Source organism: Amycolatopsis heterodermiae (genome assembly GCF_034929455.1).
Classification (GTDB): Bacteria; Actinomycetota; Actinomycetes; order Mycobacteriales; family Pseudonocardiaceae; genus Amycolatopsis; species Amycolatopsis heterodermiae.
The window spans coordinates 1,823,020-1,841,705 of the sequence record NZ_JAYFSI010000001.1; the positions used below are offsets into that span (position 1 = coordinate 1,823,020).

Consider the following 18,686-nt stretch of genomic DNA (forward strand, 5'->3'; position numbering starts at 1 on the left):
CTCCATCAGGTCGTTCTGCTCCCGGTCGAGCAGCACTCCCGAGGGGGTTTTCTACCCAGAGTTTGCTGTAACCGGCGGGTTGGGCCATGAGGGGGAATTGGCGTCATGAGCTGCGCACTTGCGACTCGTACCAAGCAGGAGGAGTCACTTCTGGCCGGTCCCGCAGGGGGGACCGGGTGGTGCCGGATCGCGTGAACCGAGGGGACACGTCCGGCGTCCCAGGAGCGACGGCGCAGAGACGGAGGCCCACGATGCACGGCATCGAGCCCACCCGCAGGCCCACTGGGCCGCCAGGACCCGGCGGGCGCAGTCTCGGCGTGGCGGTCGTCGATCCGATCCCGATCTACCGCGACGGCCTCGCCGCGCTGGTCCACCGCAGTCAGGGGCTGCACTGGGCCGGCCAGGCGGCCAGCCACCACGCCGCGTTGCAGCTGTGCGAGCAGGTGAAACCGGACGTCGTCGTGCTCGATTCGGCGCTGGATCCGAACTGCCACCTGACGAAGCTGCTCAACTCCGGCGACCCGGCGCTCATCATCGTCACGCTCATCCGTGACGCGAATCGCACGCAGCAGTACCTGGCGGCCGCGATCGCCGCCGGGACGCACGCGATCGTGCCGCGGTCGATCGATTCACGACGTCTTGCCGAAGCGATCCGGCGGGCCCACACCGAACGCCGGTACATCGACCCCGGGCTGGCCGCGCTCACCGCCCGGCCGAAGCGTTCGACCGTGCCGAAGGGCGACCTCGCCCACGACAGCCCGCCGGCGCCGCGCGGCGGGATGCCGCTGTCCAGACGCGAATACCAGGTGCTGCAGCTGGTCGCCGAAGGGCTGGAGAACTCGGCGATCGCGAAGCTGCTCTTCCTGTCCGTCGAGACCGTGCGGACCCACGTGAAGAGCATCCTGCGGAAGCTCTCGGCACGGGACCGGACACACGCCGTGACGATCGCCTTCCGCGGCGGGATACTGATCGTCCGAGCGGACGACGGCCACGTGCCGGTGACGGCCGACACAACGGCCATCCCCGGCCACCGCTGACCCGGGTCACGCTGCTCGAGGCCCACTTTTCGGTGGATTTCCGGTACTCGGAAGTGCGGATCTGCTTGCTCCAGTTACCCGCAGGTAATATCCTGAAGTTACCGGCGAGTAAGGCGAGTATGTGCCCGGCCGGGGAGCCGAACACATTGGAGTGACGACATGGGCCACTACAAGAGCAACGTCCGAGACCTGGAGTTCAACCTCTTCGAGGTACTCGGCGTCCAGGAACGCCTGGGCAAGGGTGTGCTCGCCGAGTCGGACGAGGAGACCGCGCGCGGGGTGCTGGCCGAGCTGAACAAGCTCGCGACCGGCCCGCTGGCCGAGTCCTTCGCCGACGCCGACCGCAACCCGCCCGTGTACGACCCGAAGACCTTCAGCGTCAAGATCCCCGAGTCGTTCAAGAAGAGCTACAAGCAGCTCCTCGACGGCGAGTGGTGGCGCCTCGGCCTGACCGACGACCTCGGCGGCTTCGGGCTGCCCCCGACCGTCCAGTGGGCCGCGTCCGAGCTGATCCTCGGCGCCAACGCCCCGCTGTTCATGTACCTCGCGGGCCCCAACTTCGCGATGATCGTGAACAAGAACGGCACCGAAGAGCAGAAGCACTGGGCCCAGCTGATGATCGACCGGGCCTGGGGCGCCACGATGGTGCTGACCGAGCCGGACGCCGGCTCCGACGTCGGCGCGGGCCGCACCAAGGCCGTCCAGCAGGAGGACGGCTCCTGGCACATCGACGGCGTGAAGCGGTTCATCACCTCCGCCGAGCACGACATGAGCGAAAACATCATGCACCTCGTGCTGGCGCGCCCCGAGGGTCCCGGCATCGAGACCAAGGCCGGCACCAAGGGCCTTTCGCTGTTCCTCGTGCCGAAGTTCCACTTCGACACCAAGACCGGCGAGCTGGGCGAGCGCAACGGCGCCTTCGTCACGAACGTCGAGCACAAAATGGGCATCAAGGCCTCGACGACGTGCGAGCTGACCTTCGGCCAGCACGGCACCCCGGCCAAGGGCTGGCTGCTCGGCGAGGTGCACGACGGCATCGCGCAGATGTTCCAGGTCATCGAGTACGCCCGGATGATGGTCGGCACCAAGGCGATCGCCACGCTGTCCACCGGTTATCTCAACGCGCTCGAGTACGCCAAGGAGCGCGTCCAGGGCGCCGACCTGCCGAACATGCTGAACAAGGCCGCGCCGCGCGTCACCATCACGCACCACCCGGACGTCCGCCGTTCGCTGATGCTGCAGAAGGCGTACGCGGAGGGCCTGCGCGCGGTGTACCTGTACACGGCGTCGTTCCAGGACCAGCTGTGGACCGGCGAGGGTGACCAGAAGGTCGCACACGGCGTCAACGACCTGCTGCTGCCGATCGTCAAGGGCGTCGGCTCCGAGCGCGCCACCGAGCAGCTCGTGCAGTCGCTGCAGACCCTCGGCGGGTCCGGCTTCCTGCAGGACTACCCGATCGAGCAGTACATCCGCGACGCCAAGATCGACTCGCTGTACGAAGGCACCACGGCGATCCAGTCGCTGGACTTCTTCTTCCGCAAGATCGTCCGCGACAAGGGTGCGTCCCTGGCCTTCGTCGCCGGCGAGATCACGAAGTTCATCGAGTCCGAGGCGGGCAACGGCCGGCTCAAGAACGAGCGCGGGCTGCTCAAGCAGGCCCTCGAGGACACCCAGGGCATGCTGGGTTCGCTGATCGGCTACCTGACCACGTCGCAGGAGGACCCGCAGAACATCAACAAGGTCGGCCAGCACACGGTCCGCCTGCTGATGTCGGTCGGCGACCTGCTCATCGGCTGGCAGCTGCTCAAGCACGCCGAGGTCGCCATCGCCAAGCTCGACGCGGGCGCGTCCGCCAAGGACGTCCCGTTCTACGAGGGCAAGATCGCCGTGGCGTCGTTCTTCTCGAAGAGCGTCCTGCCGGAGCTGACCGCTCGCCGCGCGATCGTCGAGGCCGCGGACAACGCGCTCATGGAGCTCGACGAAGCCGCGTTCTGAGCCACGCCCGAAGGGGCCCTTCCCATCCCGGGGAGGGCCCCTTCGCCGTGTCCGGCCGGACGTCGTAACGATGCGGTGGCGACGGGGGTAATTCCCGGTACACGGTGTTTCGCCGTCACCCACCCGGGGCATTCCGAGCATCGAGCCGCGGAGCCCCGGAACACCGGGACCGCGGATCCCTTGAGAGGAGAAGCGATGACTATCGCCAGTGTTCTCGGCGCCATCATCATCGGCCTGATCATCGGTGTGCTCGGGCGCTTGGTCGCACCTGGCAAGCAGAGCATCCCGATCTGGCTGACCATCGTGATCGGTATCGTCGCCGCCTTCATCGGCACGGCGATCGCGCGTGGCATCGGCTACGCCGACACGAACGGAATCGACTGGCTGGAGATCCTCACCCAGGTCGTCCTCGCGGCCATCGGTGTGTCGATCGCCGCCGGTGCCTACGGCCGCCGCGGCGTATCGAGGTAACACCCCAGAACCCCGGCCCGGTCCGGTTCGCCGTCGGGGGCGAACCGGACCGGGCCTTTTCGTGTCTCACCCCATCAGGGGTTCAGAGAGGCGGGGCGTCCGAATAGGTGTCACCGTTGCTCTTATTGGGCTATCGGAGGAGGCACCGTGCTCGGCGGACTTTGGGGCATCATCTCGACGATCATCGTGGGCCTGATCCTGGGCGTGCTCGGCAGGCTGTTCGCGCCCGGCGACCAGAAGATCCCGATCTGGCTGACGATCGTGGTCGGCATCGTGGCCGCGTTCATCGGCAACTGGCTCGCCGGCGTGTTCGGCGTCCGGGACACCAACGGCATCGACTGGATCCGGCACATCTTCCAGATCGTCGCCGCCGTCGTCGGGGTCATCGCGGCTTCGGCGATCTACGCGCGGATCAAGGGCGGCAGCCGCACTAACGCCTGACCGACGCGCGCGCCAGCACCACGGCGAACCCGGTCCCGGCCAGCAGCAGCACGGCCGCCCAGGTCATCGTCGTGGTGATGGCGTGCGCGGACGAAGCCGCCGCCAGCGTCAGGAAGACGCTCCCGAACGTCGCCACCCCGATGACCTGACCCAGCTGCAACGTCGTGGTCAGCAGGCCGCTGACGTCCGCGGCCCGGGTGAGCGGGACGTGCGTGAGCGACTGCGTCATCAGCGAGCCGAACGCCGGGCCCATCGAGAGCCCGAACAGCACCAGGGCCACGAAGAACAGCACGCCGCCGTGGCCGCCGTCGTGCAGGCTCAACGCAAGCAGGGCGTACGCCGCCGCCGAGCCGACGTAACCGATCGGCGTCAGCGCCGCGTGAATCCTCGCGGGCAGTCGGTTCCAGAAGAACCCGCACAGGCCGAAGACTACCCCGCCGGGTGCCGTCGCGAGCCCGGCCGCGAGGGGCGTGTCGCCGAGTCCGGCCTGCAGGTGCAGCCCGACGCAGAACAGGAACCCGCCGTAGGACGCGACACCCGCGGCCAACGCGGCCAGACCCGGTGCGACACCGCGGATCCGCAGCACCTCGAGGTTCACGAGCGGATCGGGCACCCGGCGTTCCACCACCACGAACAGCACGACGAGCAGGGCGCCGACGACCAGCGAGGCGAACGTCCAAGCGGGCCAACCGGTTTCGTGCCCGAGCACCAGCGGTAGCACGACCAGCACGACGGCGGGCACGGCGATCGCGAGCCCGGCGAGGTCCAGCCGACGGCCGTTCCGCGCGGCGCCGCCGGGCACCAGCCTGGCCGCGAGCACCGCGACGAGCACGCCGATCGGCACGTTCACCAGGAAGATCGGCCGCCAGCCCTGGCCGAACAGGTCCGCGCCGACCAGCACCCCGCCGGCCACCTGACCGGCGACGAACGCGACCGAGATGACCGCGGTGTACGCGCTCAGCGCCTTGGCCCGGGCGGCGCCGGTGAACTGCGCCTGGATGACGCTGATGACCTGCGGCATCATCAACGCCGCGCCGGCCCCCTGGGCGATCCGGGCGACGATCAGCGTTCCCGCGCCCGGCGCCAGGCCGCACAGCAACGAGAAGACCGTGAAAGCGACGACGCCGGTGACGAACATCCGGCGCCGCCCGAACAGTTCGCCGAGGCGGGCACCGGTGATCAGCAGCATCGCGTAGCCCACGGTGTACCCGGAGACGACGAGCTGCAGCGCGGCGCCGGACGTGTGCAGGTCGGCGCGGATGCCGGTCATGGCGACGTTGACGACGGTGACGTCCAGCAGCGCCATGAACTGGCCGAGCAGCAGGACGCCGAGCATGAACCACGGCCGTGTGGTCCGGCCCGGGACGGCCGGGGCCGGGGTGGTGAGAGTCATGCCCCTGACCCTGCGGCTTTTCCTTCGGAGACACCGAGAGCCTGGGGATGCTGGTACTCACAGCACCTGGTTTTCCAAAAACTGTCGTACCCCTCGGGCACCATGTCCGCATGACCCAGACGCAGGTCCACGCGAGCCACCGAGAGGAACTCGGCCGGTTCCTCAAGGCGTGCCGGGCGCGGATCGGCCCCGAGGAGGTCGGGCTGGCGCCCGGCCTGCGCCGTCGCACGAGCGGGTTGCGGCGGGAGGAGGTCGCGCTGCTAGCCGGCGTCGGCGTCACCTGGTACACGTGGCTGGAGCAGGGCCGGCCGATCAACGCGAGCGCGCAGGTGCTCGACGCCGTGGCCCGCACGCTGCGGCTGGACCCCACCGAGCGGGAGCACCTCTACCGGCTCGCGGAGCTGACCCCTTCGCGGCTGCCGTCGACGGTCGAGGTCCTGCCGGACGCGGTGCTGGAGGTGCTGCGCGCCCTCGACCCGTTGCCGGCCACGGTCGTCAACGGCCGGTACGACGTCATCGAGTCGAACGCGGCGCAGGAGGAGATGTTCTGGGAGTGGCACAGCCTGCCGTGCCTGCACAAGAACCTGCTCTGGTGCTGCGTGACCGAGCCGAACGCGCGGGCCTTCCTGCTGAACTACGACGAGGAGGTGCGGCACATGGTCGCGCGCATGCGCGCCGACTACGCCAGGCACCTCGGTGACCCGGCGTGGGAAGAGGACATCCGGCGGCTCTCGGCACTGAGCCCGGAATTCGCCGAGCTGTGGGCGCGCCACGAGGTCACGGAGCCGCAGGCGCGGCTGCGGCGGTTCGACCACCCGCGGGCGGGGCGGCTGGACTTCCGGCTGACCGAGCTGGCCGTGTCCGAGGCACCGGGCCTGCGCATCCAGGTGTCGACCCCGGACGACGCGCAGACCTGGGCCCGGCTACCCGCGACACGGCGGGCTGGCTCATGACGTGGCTCGACCTGAGTGGCCAGGGGCTGACTTCGGTGCCTTCCGTACCGGACGACGTCACGCGGCTGGACCTGGATCGGAACCGGCTGACGTCGGTGCCGGTTCTGGGTCCTGCGCTGGAACACCTGAGCCTGTACTCGAACGAGATCGCCTCCGTTCCACCGTCGCTGTGGCGGCTGGTCCGGTTGCGGGTGCTCAACCTGGCCACGAACCGGCTGACCGAGCTGCCGCCGGGTATCTCCGCTCTGTCGTCGGTGCACACGCTCGACCTGGGGCACAACCGGTTCACGTCGTTGCCCGGCGAGCTGGGTGATCTGGCGGGCCTCACCGAGTACCTGTACCTCAGCGACAACCGGCTCACGGAGTTCCCGTCGGCCTTGTGCCGACTGGGAAAGCTGCGGTACCTCGGGTGCACGGACAACCGGATCGCGTCGCTGCCCGACCTGTCCGGGCTGACGGCGTTGCGCGAACTCCGGCTGTACCACAACGAACTGGCCGCGCTGCCGGAGTCGATCGGCGCGCTCGGTTCGCTGCGGGAGCTGCACCTGCGGGGTAACCGGCTGCGCGAGCTGCCGTCGTCGATCGGGTCGTTGAGCGAGTTGCGTCAGCTGGACCTGCGGGAGAACGCGCTGGAGACGTTACCCGCTTCAGTGGCCCGGCTGTCCAAATTGGACAAGCTGGATCTGCGGTGGAACAAGCACTTCCGGGAGCCGTCGTGGCTGCGTGAGTTCGAGGAGGCTGGTTGCATGGTCCTTCGCTGACAACTCAACACAGGATCGTCGGATGCGGACCGTAGGTCGCCGTGTGCGACGTCCGGCGGACCTCGGCGCCGCTGGTGACGTCGTAGAGCACGCGCGTGTCGGTGACGCTGAAGCCGGGCGTGCCGATCGACGGCTGACACGGGGTGGTGCCCCCGAACTGGACCGGCGGCGGGTCGCCGGGTGTCTGCCCGCCGGTGGAGCCCTCGACGCGGTAGCGCCGGGTGCCCCAGATCCGGACCGTCACGGAGTCGCCGGACACCACGGCCTGCAGCGCGATGCCGGTCGGCGCGTCGTTGGTGATCTTGAGCTCGACGGGGCTGCCGTCGGCGTTGATCGCCTTGGCGTCGCGGCCGACGGGGTAGCGGTCGAGGTAGGTGTCGTGCTCGAGGTGACCGCCGTCGGCCAGGCCGGCGAGGTAACCCGCGTTGTACAAAGTGGACGCCAGCTGCGAGACGCCGCCGCCGACCACGGTCGCGCCGGTGCCGTCCTCGTCGGCCGGGGCCGGGACGTAGCCGTTGTCGGCCGTGCGCGGGCCGGAGCGGCCGCTGAGGCTGAAGGTCTCGCCGGGCTTGACGATCGTGCCGGACACGCGGTCGGCCAACGTGCGGTTGTTCGTCGCCGCCGGGCCGGTGAGCCCACCGGTGGTGAACTCGCCGATGACCTCCTTGATGCCGAGCGCGCCCGCCGCCTCGGTCGTCACGCTGGGCGTCGACGCGTTGTAGGCGACGGGGAGATCGCGGCCGTCGGTCTTCTTGAGGACGTCAATCAGCGGGAGGAAGGTCTTCTCCCAGTTGATCTTCCGGGCGTCCTCGGACGGCTCCACGGCCGGCTGGTCGCCGGCGAAGACGATCTGCGCGTCCTTGCCGTCGGTCTCGGTGCTCGCGAGGCCGTCCTTGAGCGCGGCCTGCAGCTTGCCCTGGTCGATCCGCACCTCGACGGCACCGCCCTCGACGGGCGCGAACTGGAACGAGGAGGCGATGGCGTCCGGCTTGAGCGGCACGTCCTTGCCCTGCCCGTGCACGACGACCGGCTTGGCGACGGCGGGCACGACGATCTGCCGGAACACGGCCTCAACGCCGGCCGCGGTGGCCCGCACCGGCGCGACGGCCATCGGCAGCGTCACCCCGCCCCGGTCGAGCCAGTGCTCGGTGACGGCCCGGACGGCGCCGTCGAGGTCGGTCAGCTGCTGGCCCTGGCGCGGCAGGATCGGATAGGGCGTGACGCCACCGTCACTGCCCTGCAGCGGCATGAACCCGACCGCGCCCTCGGTGGCCGCGTGGTCGAGCTTGCCGTCGGCGAGTTCACGGACGGCCTGACTGATCTGCTGCGGATCGGTCCGGGTCGCGACGCCGACCTCGCGACTGCTGAAGAAGGACATGATCCGGGTGATCGGACTGAGCGGCTGGTGCCCGGCGAGCCCGAGGGTGTTCGGCCAGTCGAGCCCGAGCCCGGACTTCGACGGGACGAGTTCCGCCTGCACATCCCCACCGTGCACGACAACGGGCCGGGTAAGCCGCGGCTCGAGTTCCTTGCGCAGCTTGGCTTCCGCGTCGGCATGGGTCATGCCCCCGACATCGATCCCGGCCACGGTCACCCCACGCGGCACATCACCGGCGCTGGCCAGCAGGTCGACAGCGTAGAGGATGACGAAGAGCCCGAGTGCGAGCCCGATGATCATCATCGCCCGGGCAACACCCTTGCGCAGCTTCTTCGCAGGCGTTTCCGGTACTGGAGGAGCCGCGGGGTTTTCGAGGAGTTCACCGAGCAGATCATCAGCAAAGAGATCAGCGGTAACAGCAGAATCCCCAACGACGGCGGTCTCCGCCTCAGCGGCAGCACGCTCATCCGGCCACACCGCACTCCCGGCAGCCGGTAAATCCAGCGACTGCACAGATTCGCCGCCATCGACGCCCGGTGCCGCAGACTCATCCGGCTGCAACGCGGGCGCCGAACCCGCTGCGGGCAGGACCTCCGTATCAGCCGCCCCGCTCACCACCGGAATCTCGGTTCCCCCGGCTGACGACGTCTCGACCGCAGGCACTTCCGGCGACAATGCGGGGTCTCCGGCGGTCAGCACCTCAGCAGTGGCCGAACCGATCGCCACCACAACCCCGGATTCAGCAGCGAACTGCACCGCATCCGCAGGCCCGCTTCCCAACGCCTCCGACTCGGCAACAGTCGGCACCTCGGCACCGGCCGCCACAACAGACCCGGACTCAGCGGCAGACTGCACCTCACCCGAAAACTCGTCTCGCAACGCCCCGAAGTCCGCAACAATCGGAGCCTCGGCACCGGCCGCCACAACAGACCCGGACTCGGCAGCAGGCTGCACCTCACCCGAAGGTCCGTTGCGCAACGCCCCCTCGGCGACAACCGGCACCCCACCACCAGTCGAACCGGCCGCCACAACAGAGCCAGAATCGGCGACAGGCCAGACCTCACCCGCGGGACCGTCGCGCAACGCTCCCTCGGCAGCAACCGACACTTCAGCACCAGCCGAACCGGCCGCCACAACGGAGCCAGACTCGGCGACAGGCCGCACCTCACTCGCGGGACCGTCGCCCAACGCCTCGGACTTCGCGACGATCGGCACCTCGGCACCGGCCGTACCGGATTCGGTGGCGGGCTGCATCTCGGCCGTGGGTTCTTCCGTCGGCGAGTCCGCGGCGACCGACTTCGCGGCTGTCGACCCGGTTGCAGCGTCGGCGTTCGGCGCTTTGGTGCGCTCGCGCACCTCGTCGTCTGCCACGCCCATGACCTCCGCGGGCCCTCTAGAGGTAGAGCCCGGTGCCGTGTTCGGTTCGCTCGGTTGCTACGGCGTGGATGTCGCGTTCGCGCATCACCAGGTGCCCTTCGCCGCGGATTTCGACCTCGAGCTGGTCCTCCGGGTTGAAGAGCACGCGGTCGCCGACGTTGACGTTTCGCACGCTGTTCCCGATGCCCAGTACATCACCCCAGGAGAGCCGGCGCGCGACCTGCGCCGTAGCGGGGATCACGATGCCGCCGCTGCTGCGCCGCTCGCCCTCTTCCGGGGACAGCCGCACCAGCACGCGGTCGTGCAGCATCTGGATCTCGAGTTTCGGCCCGTCGGACACGGCTTGCATGCTACTCGGCGTCCCGCGGCTCCCCGGCCATGACCAGGCTCAGCTCGCTCGCCCCGCCCTCCTCGAACCGCACCGGGACGCCCCAGTCCTGCCGGGTGATCCGGCACGCGGGGTGCTCACCGCCGTCGTCGCAGCTCGCGGCCTGGGCGACCACCTGCAGCACGCCCTCGGTCACCCCCGGCGCGAACCGGATCTTGCGGGTCAGGTCGGTCCCGGCACCCACGCCGTCCGCCAGCAGCTCCGGCGGTGACGCGCTGATCTCCAGCCGCGTCGACGGGCCGAACCGGTCGTCCAGCTTCTCGCCGGGCGGCGCGGTGAAGATTACCGAAAAGTCGACCTCACCCGGCGCGAGCACCGTCGGCGGGCGGCGGACGGCGTGCGCGTCACCGGTGACCACCGACGGCTCGCCGCTCGGCACCGGGCCGATCCGGTTGCCCGCGGACTCGACGACCAGCAGCCGGCCGTCGGTCAGCAGCAGGCCCTGCGGCTCGGCGAGGCCGGTGGCGAGCGTCGTCACTTCGCGGGTGAAGAAGTCGAAGCGGCGGACGGCGCCGTTGTAGGTGTCGGCGATCGCGATCCGCTCGCCGGGCAGCACGGCGAGGCCGAGCGGGTGCTGCAGCAGCGCCTTGTCGGCCGGGCCGTCGGTGTGGCCGAAGGAGAAGAGGTCGACGCCGATCGCGGTGTGCACGGTGAACGAGTCGCCCGCGGGCTCGATCCAGCGCAGGGCGGACGTCTCGGCGTCGGCGAGCCACAGCTTGTCGCCGTCCGCGGCGAGGCCGGACGTCTGCGCGAAGAACGCCTCGGTGACATCGCCGTCACGAAGGCCTTCGACGGTCGTCCCGGCGAAGCGGCGGATGCGGCCCGACACCGGGTCGAACACGCTCAGCGTGTGGTTGCCGGCCATCGCGACGACGACCCCGCCGGCCGGGCCCCACCAGGCGACGTCCCACGGGCTCGTCAGGTCGACCTCGACGCCCTTGCCGGCGTCCGGCCCGTTGCGCCACTGCGCGCCGGTGCCGGCGACCGTGGTCACCTCGCCGGTGATCAGGTCGAGGCCGCGCAGCCGGTGACCGGCGGTGTCCGCGACGACGGCGTGGTAGCCGGCGCGCTCCGCGACGTCGTAAGGCAGCAGCGCGATGCCCGACGGCTCGGTGAAGGTGGCGATGTCGAACGGCCCGTCCTGCCCGCCGCGCTCACCGCTGCCGAAGCGGCGGATGACGGTCTCGCCGTCCGAGGCGAACTCGACGACCGAGTGGTGCCCGGTGTCGGCGACCAGGATGCGGCCTTCGGCGGTGGCGACGGCCTTGCTCGGGAACCGCAGCTCGCTGTACTGCTCCTCGACCGGCACGTACGGGCTGCCGCCGCGGCGGAGCGTCCCCTTCGCCTCGTGCTTCTTCACGAGGTCGGCGATGACACGGCGTAGCGCCTCTTCGTGCCCTTCACCGGCGGCGACGTGCACGACGTAACCCTCGGGATCGACGACCGCCAACGTCGGCCACGCGCGGACCGCGTACTGCGACCACAGTTCCATCTTCGGGTCGTTGACGACCGGGTGGTGCACCTCGTACCGGCGGACCGCGGCCTCGATGGACGCGCGCTCGCCCTCGTGCAGGAACTTCGGGGAGTGGACGCCGATCGTGACCAGCACGTCCGCGAACTCCGCCTCGAGCGGGCGCAGCTCGTCGAGGACGTGCAGGCAGTTGACGCAGCCGCTGGTCCAGAAGTCCAGCAGCACGATGCGGCCGCGCAGTTCGGCGAGGGTGATCGGGCGGCCGCCGGTGTTCAGCCAGACGTCGCCGCGCAGCTCGGGAGCGCGCACGCGGGCCTGCGGTCGGGGAGAAGTCACGGAAAGAGTGAACTACACGCATTCACGCTCTGTTCCGGAGTCCAGCCGATGAGAGAACAAACTCACCCGGCCGGGGTCACCCCTGGCCAGGCGTCAAGGGGGCGGAAAAGAACGCGCGGCGGGGTCGGGCGCCACTTACGCTCTCCAGGTATGACACCCGTCCAGCCGGCCGGTGCCCTCTCGCCGGAGGAGGCACGGCACCTGCAGGAGAACCTCCGGGAACCGGTGCGTCCCGGGCTGAGCGAGGCCGAGCTCGACGACGTCGAGAGCCGGTTCGGCTTCTCCTTTGCCGCGGACCACCGCACGTTCCTCGCCGCGGGCGTCCCGATCGGCGACCGCTGGCCGGACTGGCGCTGCGGCAACCCCGAGCAGCTGCGCAAACGTTTGGCATGGCCGGTCGACGGCGTGCTGTACGACGTCGAGCACAACGGCTTCTGGCTACCTGACTGGGGCACGCGCCCGGTCGGCCCCGAGGACGCCGTCCGCGAAGCCCGGCAACGCCTGGCCGGCGTGCCGCAGCTGGTGCCGGTCTGCGGCCACCGCTACCTGCCCGGTCTCGCCGGCACGTCCGGTTACCCGGTGCTGTCGGTGTACCAGACGGACATCATCGTCTACGGCTCCGACCTGCGGGATTATCTGAACCGCGAGTTCGCGACCGGCGGCATCAGCACGGCCCCGCCGGACGGCCCGCGCTACATACCCTTCTGGTCCCGCTTCATCGACTAGCTTCGACGGCGGTTTTGAGCCGCGCGAGCGTGGCGGCGATGTTGGCGGTGTTGGCCTCCCGCCGATTCCAGACCCCGGTGACGGTCGACGACGGCACCCGGAACCACGCCGGCCGCCGCTCCCACATGCTTTCGACGACCACACAGCCGTCACCGGCGGCTTCGAAGTCGTACTGCCACCGAGCGACGGGCACCCCGATCGAGGTGACCTCGAAGCCGAACCGTCGCCCTGGGTCAGCGTCGGTGATGGTCGACAAGGTGCTCCACCGCCTCAGGCCACGCCGGTTGTGCCCGCGGAACCGGGCCCCCACGACGGCCCCGCGCGTTGGCCCGACCCACCGGTGCCCGGCGTACTCCTCGGCGAGGTCGGCCAGCCTGCCCAGATCGCTGACCAGGTCGTACACGGCTTCCGGAGCCGCACTGACCTCGATCCGGCCGCTGGCATCGGGTTCGCTCACGGTGACCTCCACGTCAAGATGGCATACCGAGGGTATGTCAGAAACCGCGGTCAGGTGAAGAGCCTGTGGATGCCGTTCGGGCGATGTGGACAACCCAGCCCCCAACCCGCCGATCGGCCAGGGTCGTCAGTGGCCGCCGATAAACTGGACCTGGGGACGCCCCCCGGAGAGGGCGGGGGCTTGGTTGGGGGCTGGAGTGGGCCTCGGCCCGAGCGGGAGCCTGCCTGACGGGACTTGCTTGGGGTTTCTGGTGGACTATCGGATTCGCGCTAGATATCCCGATAAAGTGGCAGAGACTCAGCTCTCCCGGCGCAGCATCCGGCTCACGCCCGCGGCCACCGTCGTCGCCAGGATCCAGCCGGAGGCCGTGAAGCCCGCCGCCACCCAGTTGTCCGCTCCGTGCATGTACCAGCGGGACTTGTTGCCGAAGTCGACGATCGGGACCAGCAGGTCCGCCGTGTAGATCACCGGGTTCCACTGCAGGCCCGTGTCCTGCTGGTTCACCACGCAGCGGGGGCCGTTGGCGATGATCTGGTGGGCCTGATCGGTGGTAGCCCAGTTGACGCAGTCGTCCGAGCCCAAGCCGAACCACAGGCTGCCCAGCACCAGCAGGGTGAACAGCCAGCCCAGCGCGCGGACCGGGCGGTAGCCGTAGCCGACCATCGAACGCTGGAGCCAGCTCCACAACCGGACTCCGGGGCCGAAGAACTTGAAACCGCGGGCCAGCGCCTCGTAGCGGAACTGCTGCTTGCGCAGCGCCACCGTTGACGCGTGCTCCTCGTTCCCCGCCGCGCGGAGCATGTGCGCGAGCTGGTCGTACGGGCCCGGGCGGTAGCCGCGCATGGCCTTGCGCAGCAACTCGATGCGGTGGTCGAGGGTCTTGTCGTCGTCGAGGGGGATGCCGTCCTTCAGCGCGTCGTACCGGAAGTCCTCCAGCTCGATGCCCTCGGTCGCGGCCCAGAACGCCTCGTTGTCCGTCAGCGTTCCGCAGTGCGCCCGGCGCAGCACCACCCGGCCGACGGGCGGGCTGCTCGGGGTGAACGTGAACTCGTCGGCCGCGACGTCGCCGGCGTCGAGGGCGACGTTGAACGGCGGGAACGACCCGAGCTGCGCGCCGCGGATCTCCACCCGCCGCGCGACCTGGGCGCCGTCCAGGTTGATGCCGCCCTCGGCGACGAACGCGCGGTTGTTGTCGTCGCGCAGCAGGAGGTCGCGCCCGATCCGGCCGGTGCGGACGTCCAGCGAAAAACTGCTGGTCGCGCGGTGTCCCGGGTCCGTCAGCCGGGTGCCGGCGAGGTTGATGCTGCCGCCGACCTCGACGCCCTGCAGCCGCAGTGTGCCGTGGATCGTGGCGTCGGTGAGCTGGAAGTTGCCGGCGATCTTCGACCGGCGTGCGGAGAACACGTCCCGGCCGGGGTGGCGGAACATCGAGTTCCAGGCCAGGAAGTTGCCGCCGACGGTGACGTCGGCCAGCCGCAGCTGCCCGGCCGGCACGCGCAGGCTGGTCGCCTCGATGTCGCCGCCGATCTCGGTGCCGTCCAGGTGCAGCGCCCGGTCGTAGTACGGCGGGGTCTTGCCGCGCACGACGCTGACCTCGGCGCCGGCCAGCCGCAGCGAGCCGCCGATCCGCGCGTTGACCATCCGCAACGTGCCCAGCGCCTGCAGGCCGTCGGACAGCTCCAGGTTGCCGTCGACGCTCAGCCGGTCGGCGACCAGCGCCGGGCGCGGGTCGAGGTACGGGTCGTTCGACTTCCACGCGTCGACGGCGATCGGCCCCTGCTGGGACACGGTCAGCTTCGCCTCGCGCATGATGATGTCGCTGTCCACGGTGGCGCTCGGCAGGTACATGATCCCGGTGGCGGAGAAGCGTTTCCGCTGGCTGGCCGGGCCGTAGTTGTCGACCTCGCACAGCAGGCTGCCGCCGATGTGGATGCCGTTGCCGTTGAGCGCGAAGCCGTCCGGGTTGTTCAGCGTGGCGCCGGAGAAGTTGACGTTACCGCCGGTGTGCAGGCCCGGGAGCCGGACTTCGCCGTTCGCGACCATCCGGTACGCCAGCAGCGCGCCGGTGAGCACCAGCCGGTCGGCCTGGATCGCCTTGCCGCGCGGGTGCGAGATCACGGTGCGGGTCAGCACCATCGAGCCCTCGATCACCGCGTCCGTCAGGTTGACGGCGGCGTTCGGCATGCCGCGCTCGCGGTCGTCGCCGCGCTGGACGGTCGTCTCCTCGATCTCGCGGTCGTCGCCGTCAACCTGGACGACGCAGCGGATCAGCCGGACGTCGTTGCGGCTGCGCATGTTGCGGGCCTTGAGGCCGGGCAGCCAGCACTTGCGGAAGACCAGGCCGAGCAGGTTCGCCTCACGCACGTCCGGCGGCTGCTCGAACCGGCAGCGCTCGAACCGGAACAGGTACTTCAGGTCCGCGGCCCGCAGGTCCAGCGTGCCGGTGATGTAGGCGTCCTCGACGTAGACGGTCGGCGCGTTCGTGGCCTGACGCCGCCAGCGCATCAGGCCGGCGTTGCCGGGTTTCAGCAGCTCGGAGGCCTTGACCTCGTAGCGCTTGTCGGGAATCCCGGCAAAGGGGTCCAACGGCGGCAGCGCACTTTCGGTCGACATGGCGGATCTCCCCTCACCCCGCCATCACGGTAGCGAAAACGCGGCGGAAACGGTGCCGGAACACCGTTTCCGCCGCGGCACCTCAGGCGTTGGGGTTGAGCACCCGGGCGAGGAACGACTTGGTCCGCTCCTCCCGCGGGTCCCCGATGACCTGGTCGGGCGGGCCCTCTTCGACGACGACGCCGCCGTCCATGAAGAGCACCTTGTCCGCCACCTCACGCGCGAACTGCATCTCGTGCGTGACGACGACCATGGTCATGCCGTCCTTGGCGAGCTGCTTCATCACGCCCAGGACGTCGCCGACGAGCTCCGGGTCCAGCGCGGACGTCGGCTCGTCGAACAGCATCAGCTTCGGCTTCATCGCGAGCGCCCGGGCGATCGCGACGCGCTGCTGCTGCCCGCCGGACAGCTGCGCCGGGTAGTTCTTCGCCTTGTCACCGAGGCCGACGCGGTCCAGCAGCTCCAACGCGCGTTGCCGCACCTGGGACTTCGGCTCGCGGCGCACCTGGATCGGCGCCTCCATCACGTTTTCCAGCGCGGTCATGTGCGGGAAGAGGTTGAACCGCTGGAACACCATGCCGATGTCCTTGCGCTGGAACGCGACCTCCTTCTCGCGCAGCTCGTGCAGCTTGTCGCCGCGCTCCCGGTAGCCGACGAGCACGCCGTCGACGTAGAGCCGGCCGGCGTCGATCTTCTCGAGGTGGTTGATGCAGCGCAGCAACGTCGACTTGCCCGAGCCGGACGGCCCGATCAGGCAGAGCACCTCGCGCTCGTTGACCTCGAGGTCGATGCCCTTGAGGACGTCGACGCTGCCGAAGCTCTTGCAGATCCTCTGCGCGGACACGACGGGGGTCATGTGACGTTCCCTCCACCCCGGCTGAACAACTTCGACCGCCAGGCGGGCCGCTGCGCCACGCCACGCGAAGTGCCGCGCGAGAACCGCTTCTCGATCTGCATCTGCACCAGTGTCAGCACGGACGTCATGAACAGGTACCAGAGCGCGGCGACGATCAGCAGCGGCACGGTCTTCAGGTTCTGCGAGTAGATGGTCTGTGCCGCGACCATCAGCTCGAAGTACCCGATCGCGACGACCAGTGACGTCGTCTTGAGCATGGAGATCGTCTCGTTGCCGGTCGGCGGGATGATCACCCGCATGGCTTGCGGGAGGATGATCCGCCGCAACGTCTTGGTGCGGCTCATACCGAGCGCGCCCGCCGCTTCCAGCTGGCCGTCGTCGACCGACTGGATCCCGCCTCGCACGATTTCCGCCATGTAAGCGGCTTCGTTGAGGCCGAGGCCCAGCAGTGACGCCGTGAACTGCGTGATCAGCAGGTTCGTGTCCCAGCTGACGAACGTCGGTCCGAACGGGATGCCGAGCCCGATCCGGGAGTACGCGAGGCCGAGGAAGTTCCAGATGATCAGCTGGGTGATCAGCGGCGTGCCGCGGAACAACCAGATGTAGACGGCCGCGGCCCCCGACGTGAGCGGGTTCGGCGACAGCCGCATGACGGCCAGCAGGATCCCGCCGACGATCCCGATCAGCATCGAGATCACCGTCAGGATCAGCGTGTTCTGCAGGCCACGCAGGATCCGGTCGTCGAACAGGTAGTCACCGACGACCGGCCATTGCAGGGCGTCGTTCGTGATCACGCTGCGCGCCACGATGAACGCGACGAACAGGATGATCACTCCGGCCACCCAGCGCCCGTAGTGGCGCACCGGGACGGCCTTGATGGGCTCGGCGTCGGCCGGCGCCTCGCTCGGAGGCGCTTCGGAAGAACTGGACACGCGAACTACGTCCTAACTCAGCTGGCCGGGTTGATCTCCGACTTGGTGACCGCACCGGCCGAGGACAGACCCCACTTGTCGAGGATCTTCTTGTATGCCCCGCTGTCGATGAGCTTCTGGACGGCGCCCTGCACGGCCTTGCCGTAGTCGCCGCTGTTCTTGGCGAGCACGATGCCGTACGGCGCGGTGTCGTAGGGCTCGCCGACGACCTCGAGCGCGCCGTTCGTCTGCTTCACCGCGTAGTCGATGACCGGCGAGTCGGCCAGCTCGGCCTGCACGCGCTTGGCGGTGAGGGCCAGGTTGACGTCGGTCTGGGCCTGCAGCTGCGTGACCTCGATGGCCGGCTTCCCGCCACCGGTGCATGCGGCGTTCTTCTTGTCGAGGTCCTCGACCTGCGTGGTGCCCTTCTGCACGGCGACCTTCTTGCCGCAGAGGTCGTCGACCTTGATGCCGTCCGGGTTGCCCTTCAGCACGCCCAGCGAGGTGCCGGCCTTGTAGTACGAGATCATGTCGACCGTCTGCAGCCGCTCGCTCGTGATGCTGAACGAGGACATCGCCAGCTCGTACTTCTTCGAGCCGATGCCGGGGATGATGCCGTCGAACGAGGCGTTCTGGAACTCCATCTGCACGCCGAGCACCTGCCCGATGGCGGTGCCGAGGTCGACGTCGAAGCCGGCCGCCTTGCCGTTGTCCTGGAACTCGTTCGGCGGGTAGCTCTGGTCCTGCCCGACGAGGATCTTGCCGTCCGCCTTGACGTCGGCGGGCACCAGCGCGGCGAGCGCGTCGTCCTTCGCGACCGTGCCTGCGTCACCCGAACCAGTGGCCGCCGGAGCGGCACTGCTCGAGCCGACGTCGCCGGCACCGCTACCGCCCGCGCCACAGGCCATGGTCAGTCCGACCAGGGCGAATGCCGGCAACAGGGCGAGCGCCTTGAGTTGGGGTCCTCGGGCCACGTCGTCACTCCTCGTAGTTCTCAGTTCGTGAGAGCACGCATATTGCCACTCATCCATACCAAAGCACAGCACTGTCGAGTTACAGCGACGTTTCGCACCGCGCCCACCTGCGTGGGAGTGTCGCGCGTTGGTGGGCACGTAGGTGAGG

16 protein-coding genes are annotated in these 18,686 nt (G+C 69.4%); 7 read left to right on the top strand and 9 right to left on the bottom strand.

Going from position 1 to position 18,686, the window contains the following annotated elements:
• The first annotated feature begins 251 nt into the window (after positions 1-251).
• From VA596_RS08995 to VA596_RS09010, 4 genes are all read left to right on the top strand, one after another.
• The gene (locus VA596_RS08995) at positions 252-1,037 is read left to right on the top strand and encodes a response regulator transcription factor (protein ID WP_323324954.1); all 786 of its coding nucleotides are present in this window, start codon (positions 252-254) and stop codon (positions 1,035-1,037) included.
• A gap of 159 nt (positions 1,038-1,196) precedes the next feature.
• Entirely contained in the window at positions 1,197-3,032 is a 1,836-nt protein-coding gene (locus VA596_RS09000; RefSeq protein ID WP_323324956.1) for an acyl-CoA dehydrogenase, read from the top strand.
• A 195-nt stretch (positions 3,033-3,227) separates the two neighbouring features.
• Entirely contained in the window at positions 3,228-3,503 is a 276-nt protein-coding gene (locus tag VA596_RS09005; protein WP_323324958.1) for a GlsB/YeaQ/YmgE family stress response membrane protein, read from the top strand.
• Positions 3,504-3,650: 147 nt separating this feature from the next.
• Positions 3,651-3,944, top strand: coding sequence for a GlsB/YeaQ/YmgE family stress response membrane protein (locus tag VA596_RS09010; RefSeq protein WP_323324960.1), 294 nt, complete (start codon positions 3,651-3,653; stop codon positions 3,942-3,944).
• On the opposite strand, the gene VA596_RS09015 is transcribed toward VA596_RS09010, so the two are convergent.
• The gene (locus VA596_RS09015) at positions 3,934-5,337 is read right to left on the bottom strand and encodes an MFS transporter (RefSeq protein ID WP_323324962.1); all 1,404 of its coding nucleotides are present in this window, start codon (positions 5,335-5,337) and stop codon (positions 3,934-3,936) included. The two genes, VA596_RS09010 and VA596_RS09015, sit on opposite strands and share 11 nt — an antisense overlap.
• 110 nt (positions 5,338-5,447) lie before the next feature.
• Between VA596_RS09015 and VA596_RS09020 the strand changes: the two genes are divergently transcribed.
• Complete coding sequence (locus tag VA596_RS09020; RefSeq protein WP_323324964.1) at positions 5,448-6,290, top strand: helix-turn-helix transcriptional regulator; 843 nt, start codon at positions 5,448-5,450, stop codon at positions 6,288-6,290.
• On the top strand, positions 6,287-7,051 hold the full coding sequence (locus VA596_RS09025) for a leucine-rich repeat domain-containing protein (RefSeq protein ID WP_323324966.1): 765 nt from the start codon (positions 6,287-6,289) through the stop codon (positions 7,049-7,051). The genes VA596_RS09020 and VA596_RS09025 overlap by 4 nt, the downstream gene beginning before the upstream one ends.
• 4 nt (positions 7,052-7,055) lie before the next feature.
• Here the strand turns inward: VA596_RS09025 and VA596_RS09030 are convergent, their stop codons facing one another.
• The 3 genes from VA596_RS09030 to VA596_RS09040 form a co-directional block, all read right to left on the bottom strand.
• Complete coding sequence (locus tag VA596_RS09030; protein ID WP_323325733.1) at positions 7,056-8,819, bottom strand: VanW family protein; 1,764 nt, start codon at positions 8,817-8,819, stop codon at positions 7,056-7,058.
• A 1,003-nt stretch (positions 8,820-9,822) separates the two neighbouring features.
• Positions 9,823-10,155: a GroES family chaperonin gene (locus VA596_RS09035; RefSeq protein ID WP_323324968.1), complete on the bottom strand. Its 333-nt coding sequence runs from the start codon at positions 10,153-10,155 to the stop codon at positions 9,823-9,825.
• A gap of 1 nt (position 10,156) precedes the next feature.
• Positions 10,157-11,974, bottom strand: a complete 1,818-nt coding sequence (locus VA596_RS09040; protein ID WP_323325735.1) for an NHL domain-containing thioredoxin family protein — start codon at positions 11,972-11,974, stop codon at positions 10,157-10,159.
• Positions 11,975-12,151: 177 nt separating this feature from the next.
• Between VA596_RS09040 and VA596_RS09045 the strand changes: the two genes are divergently transcribed.
• A complete protein-coding gene (locus VA596_RS09045) occupies positions 12,152-12,727 on the top strand; it encodes a hypothetical protein (RefSeq protein ID WP_323324970.1) in 576 nt (191 codons plus the stop codon).
• Here the strand turns inward: VA596_RS09045 and VA596_RS09050 are convergent.
• The 5 genes from VA596_RS09050 to VA596_RS09070 all read right to left on the bottom strand — a co-directional run bounded on the left by VA596_RS09050 (position 12,717) and on the right by VA596_RS09070 (position 18,538).
• Entirely contained in the window at positions 12,717-13,184 is a 468-nt protein-coding gene (locus VA596_RS09050; protein WP_323324973.1) for an SRPBCC family protein, read from the bottom strand. The genes VA596_RS09045 and VA596_RS09050 overlap by 11 nt on opposite strands.
• Before the next feature lie 297 nt (positions 13,185-13,481).
• Positions 13,482-15,797 carry an oxidoreductase gene (locus VA596_RS09055; protein WP_323324975.1) on the bottom strand — a complete coding sequence of 772 codons (2,316 nt, stop codon included), beginning with the start codon at positions 15,795-15,797 and terminating at the stop codon, positions 13,482-13,484.
• Positions 15,798-15,879: 82 nt separating this feature from the next.
• Positions 15,880-16,653, bottom strand: a complete 774-nt coding sequence (locus VA596_RS09060) for an amino acid ABC transporter ATP-binding protein (RefSeq protein ID WP_323324977.1) — start codon at positions 16,651-16,653, stop codon at positions 15,880-15,882.
• The gene (locus VA596_RS09065; RefSeq protein WP_323324979.1) at positions 16,650-17,585 is read right to left on the bottom strand and encodes an amino acid ABC transporter permease; all 936 of its coding nucleotides are present in this window, start codon (positions 17,583-17,585) and stop codon (positions 16,650-16,652) included. Before VA596_RS09065 ends, VA596_RS09060 begins: the two co-directional genes overlap by 4 nt.
• A 17-nt stretch (positions 17,586-17,602) precedes the next feature.
• Positions 17,603-18,538 carry an ABC transporter substrate-binding protein gene (locus VA596_RS09070; RefSeq protein ID WP_323324981.1) on the bottom strand — a complete coding sequence of 312 codons (936 nt, stop codon included), beginning with the start codon at positions 18,536-18,538 and terminating at the stop codon, positions 17,603-17,605.
• Positions 18,539-18,686 lie beyond the last annotated feature (148 nt).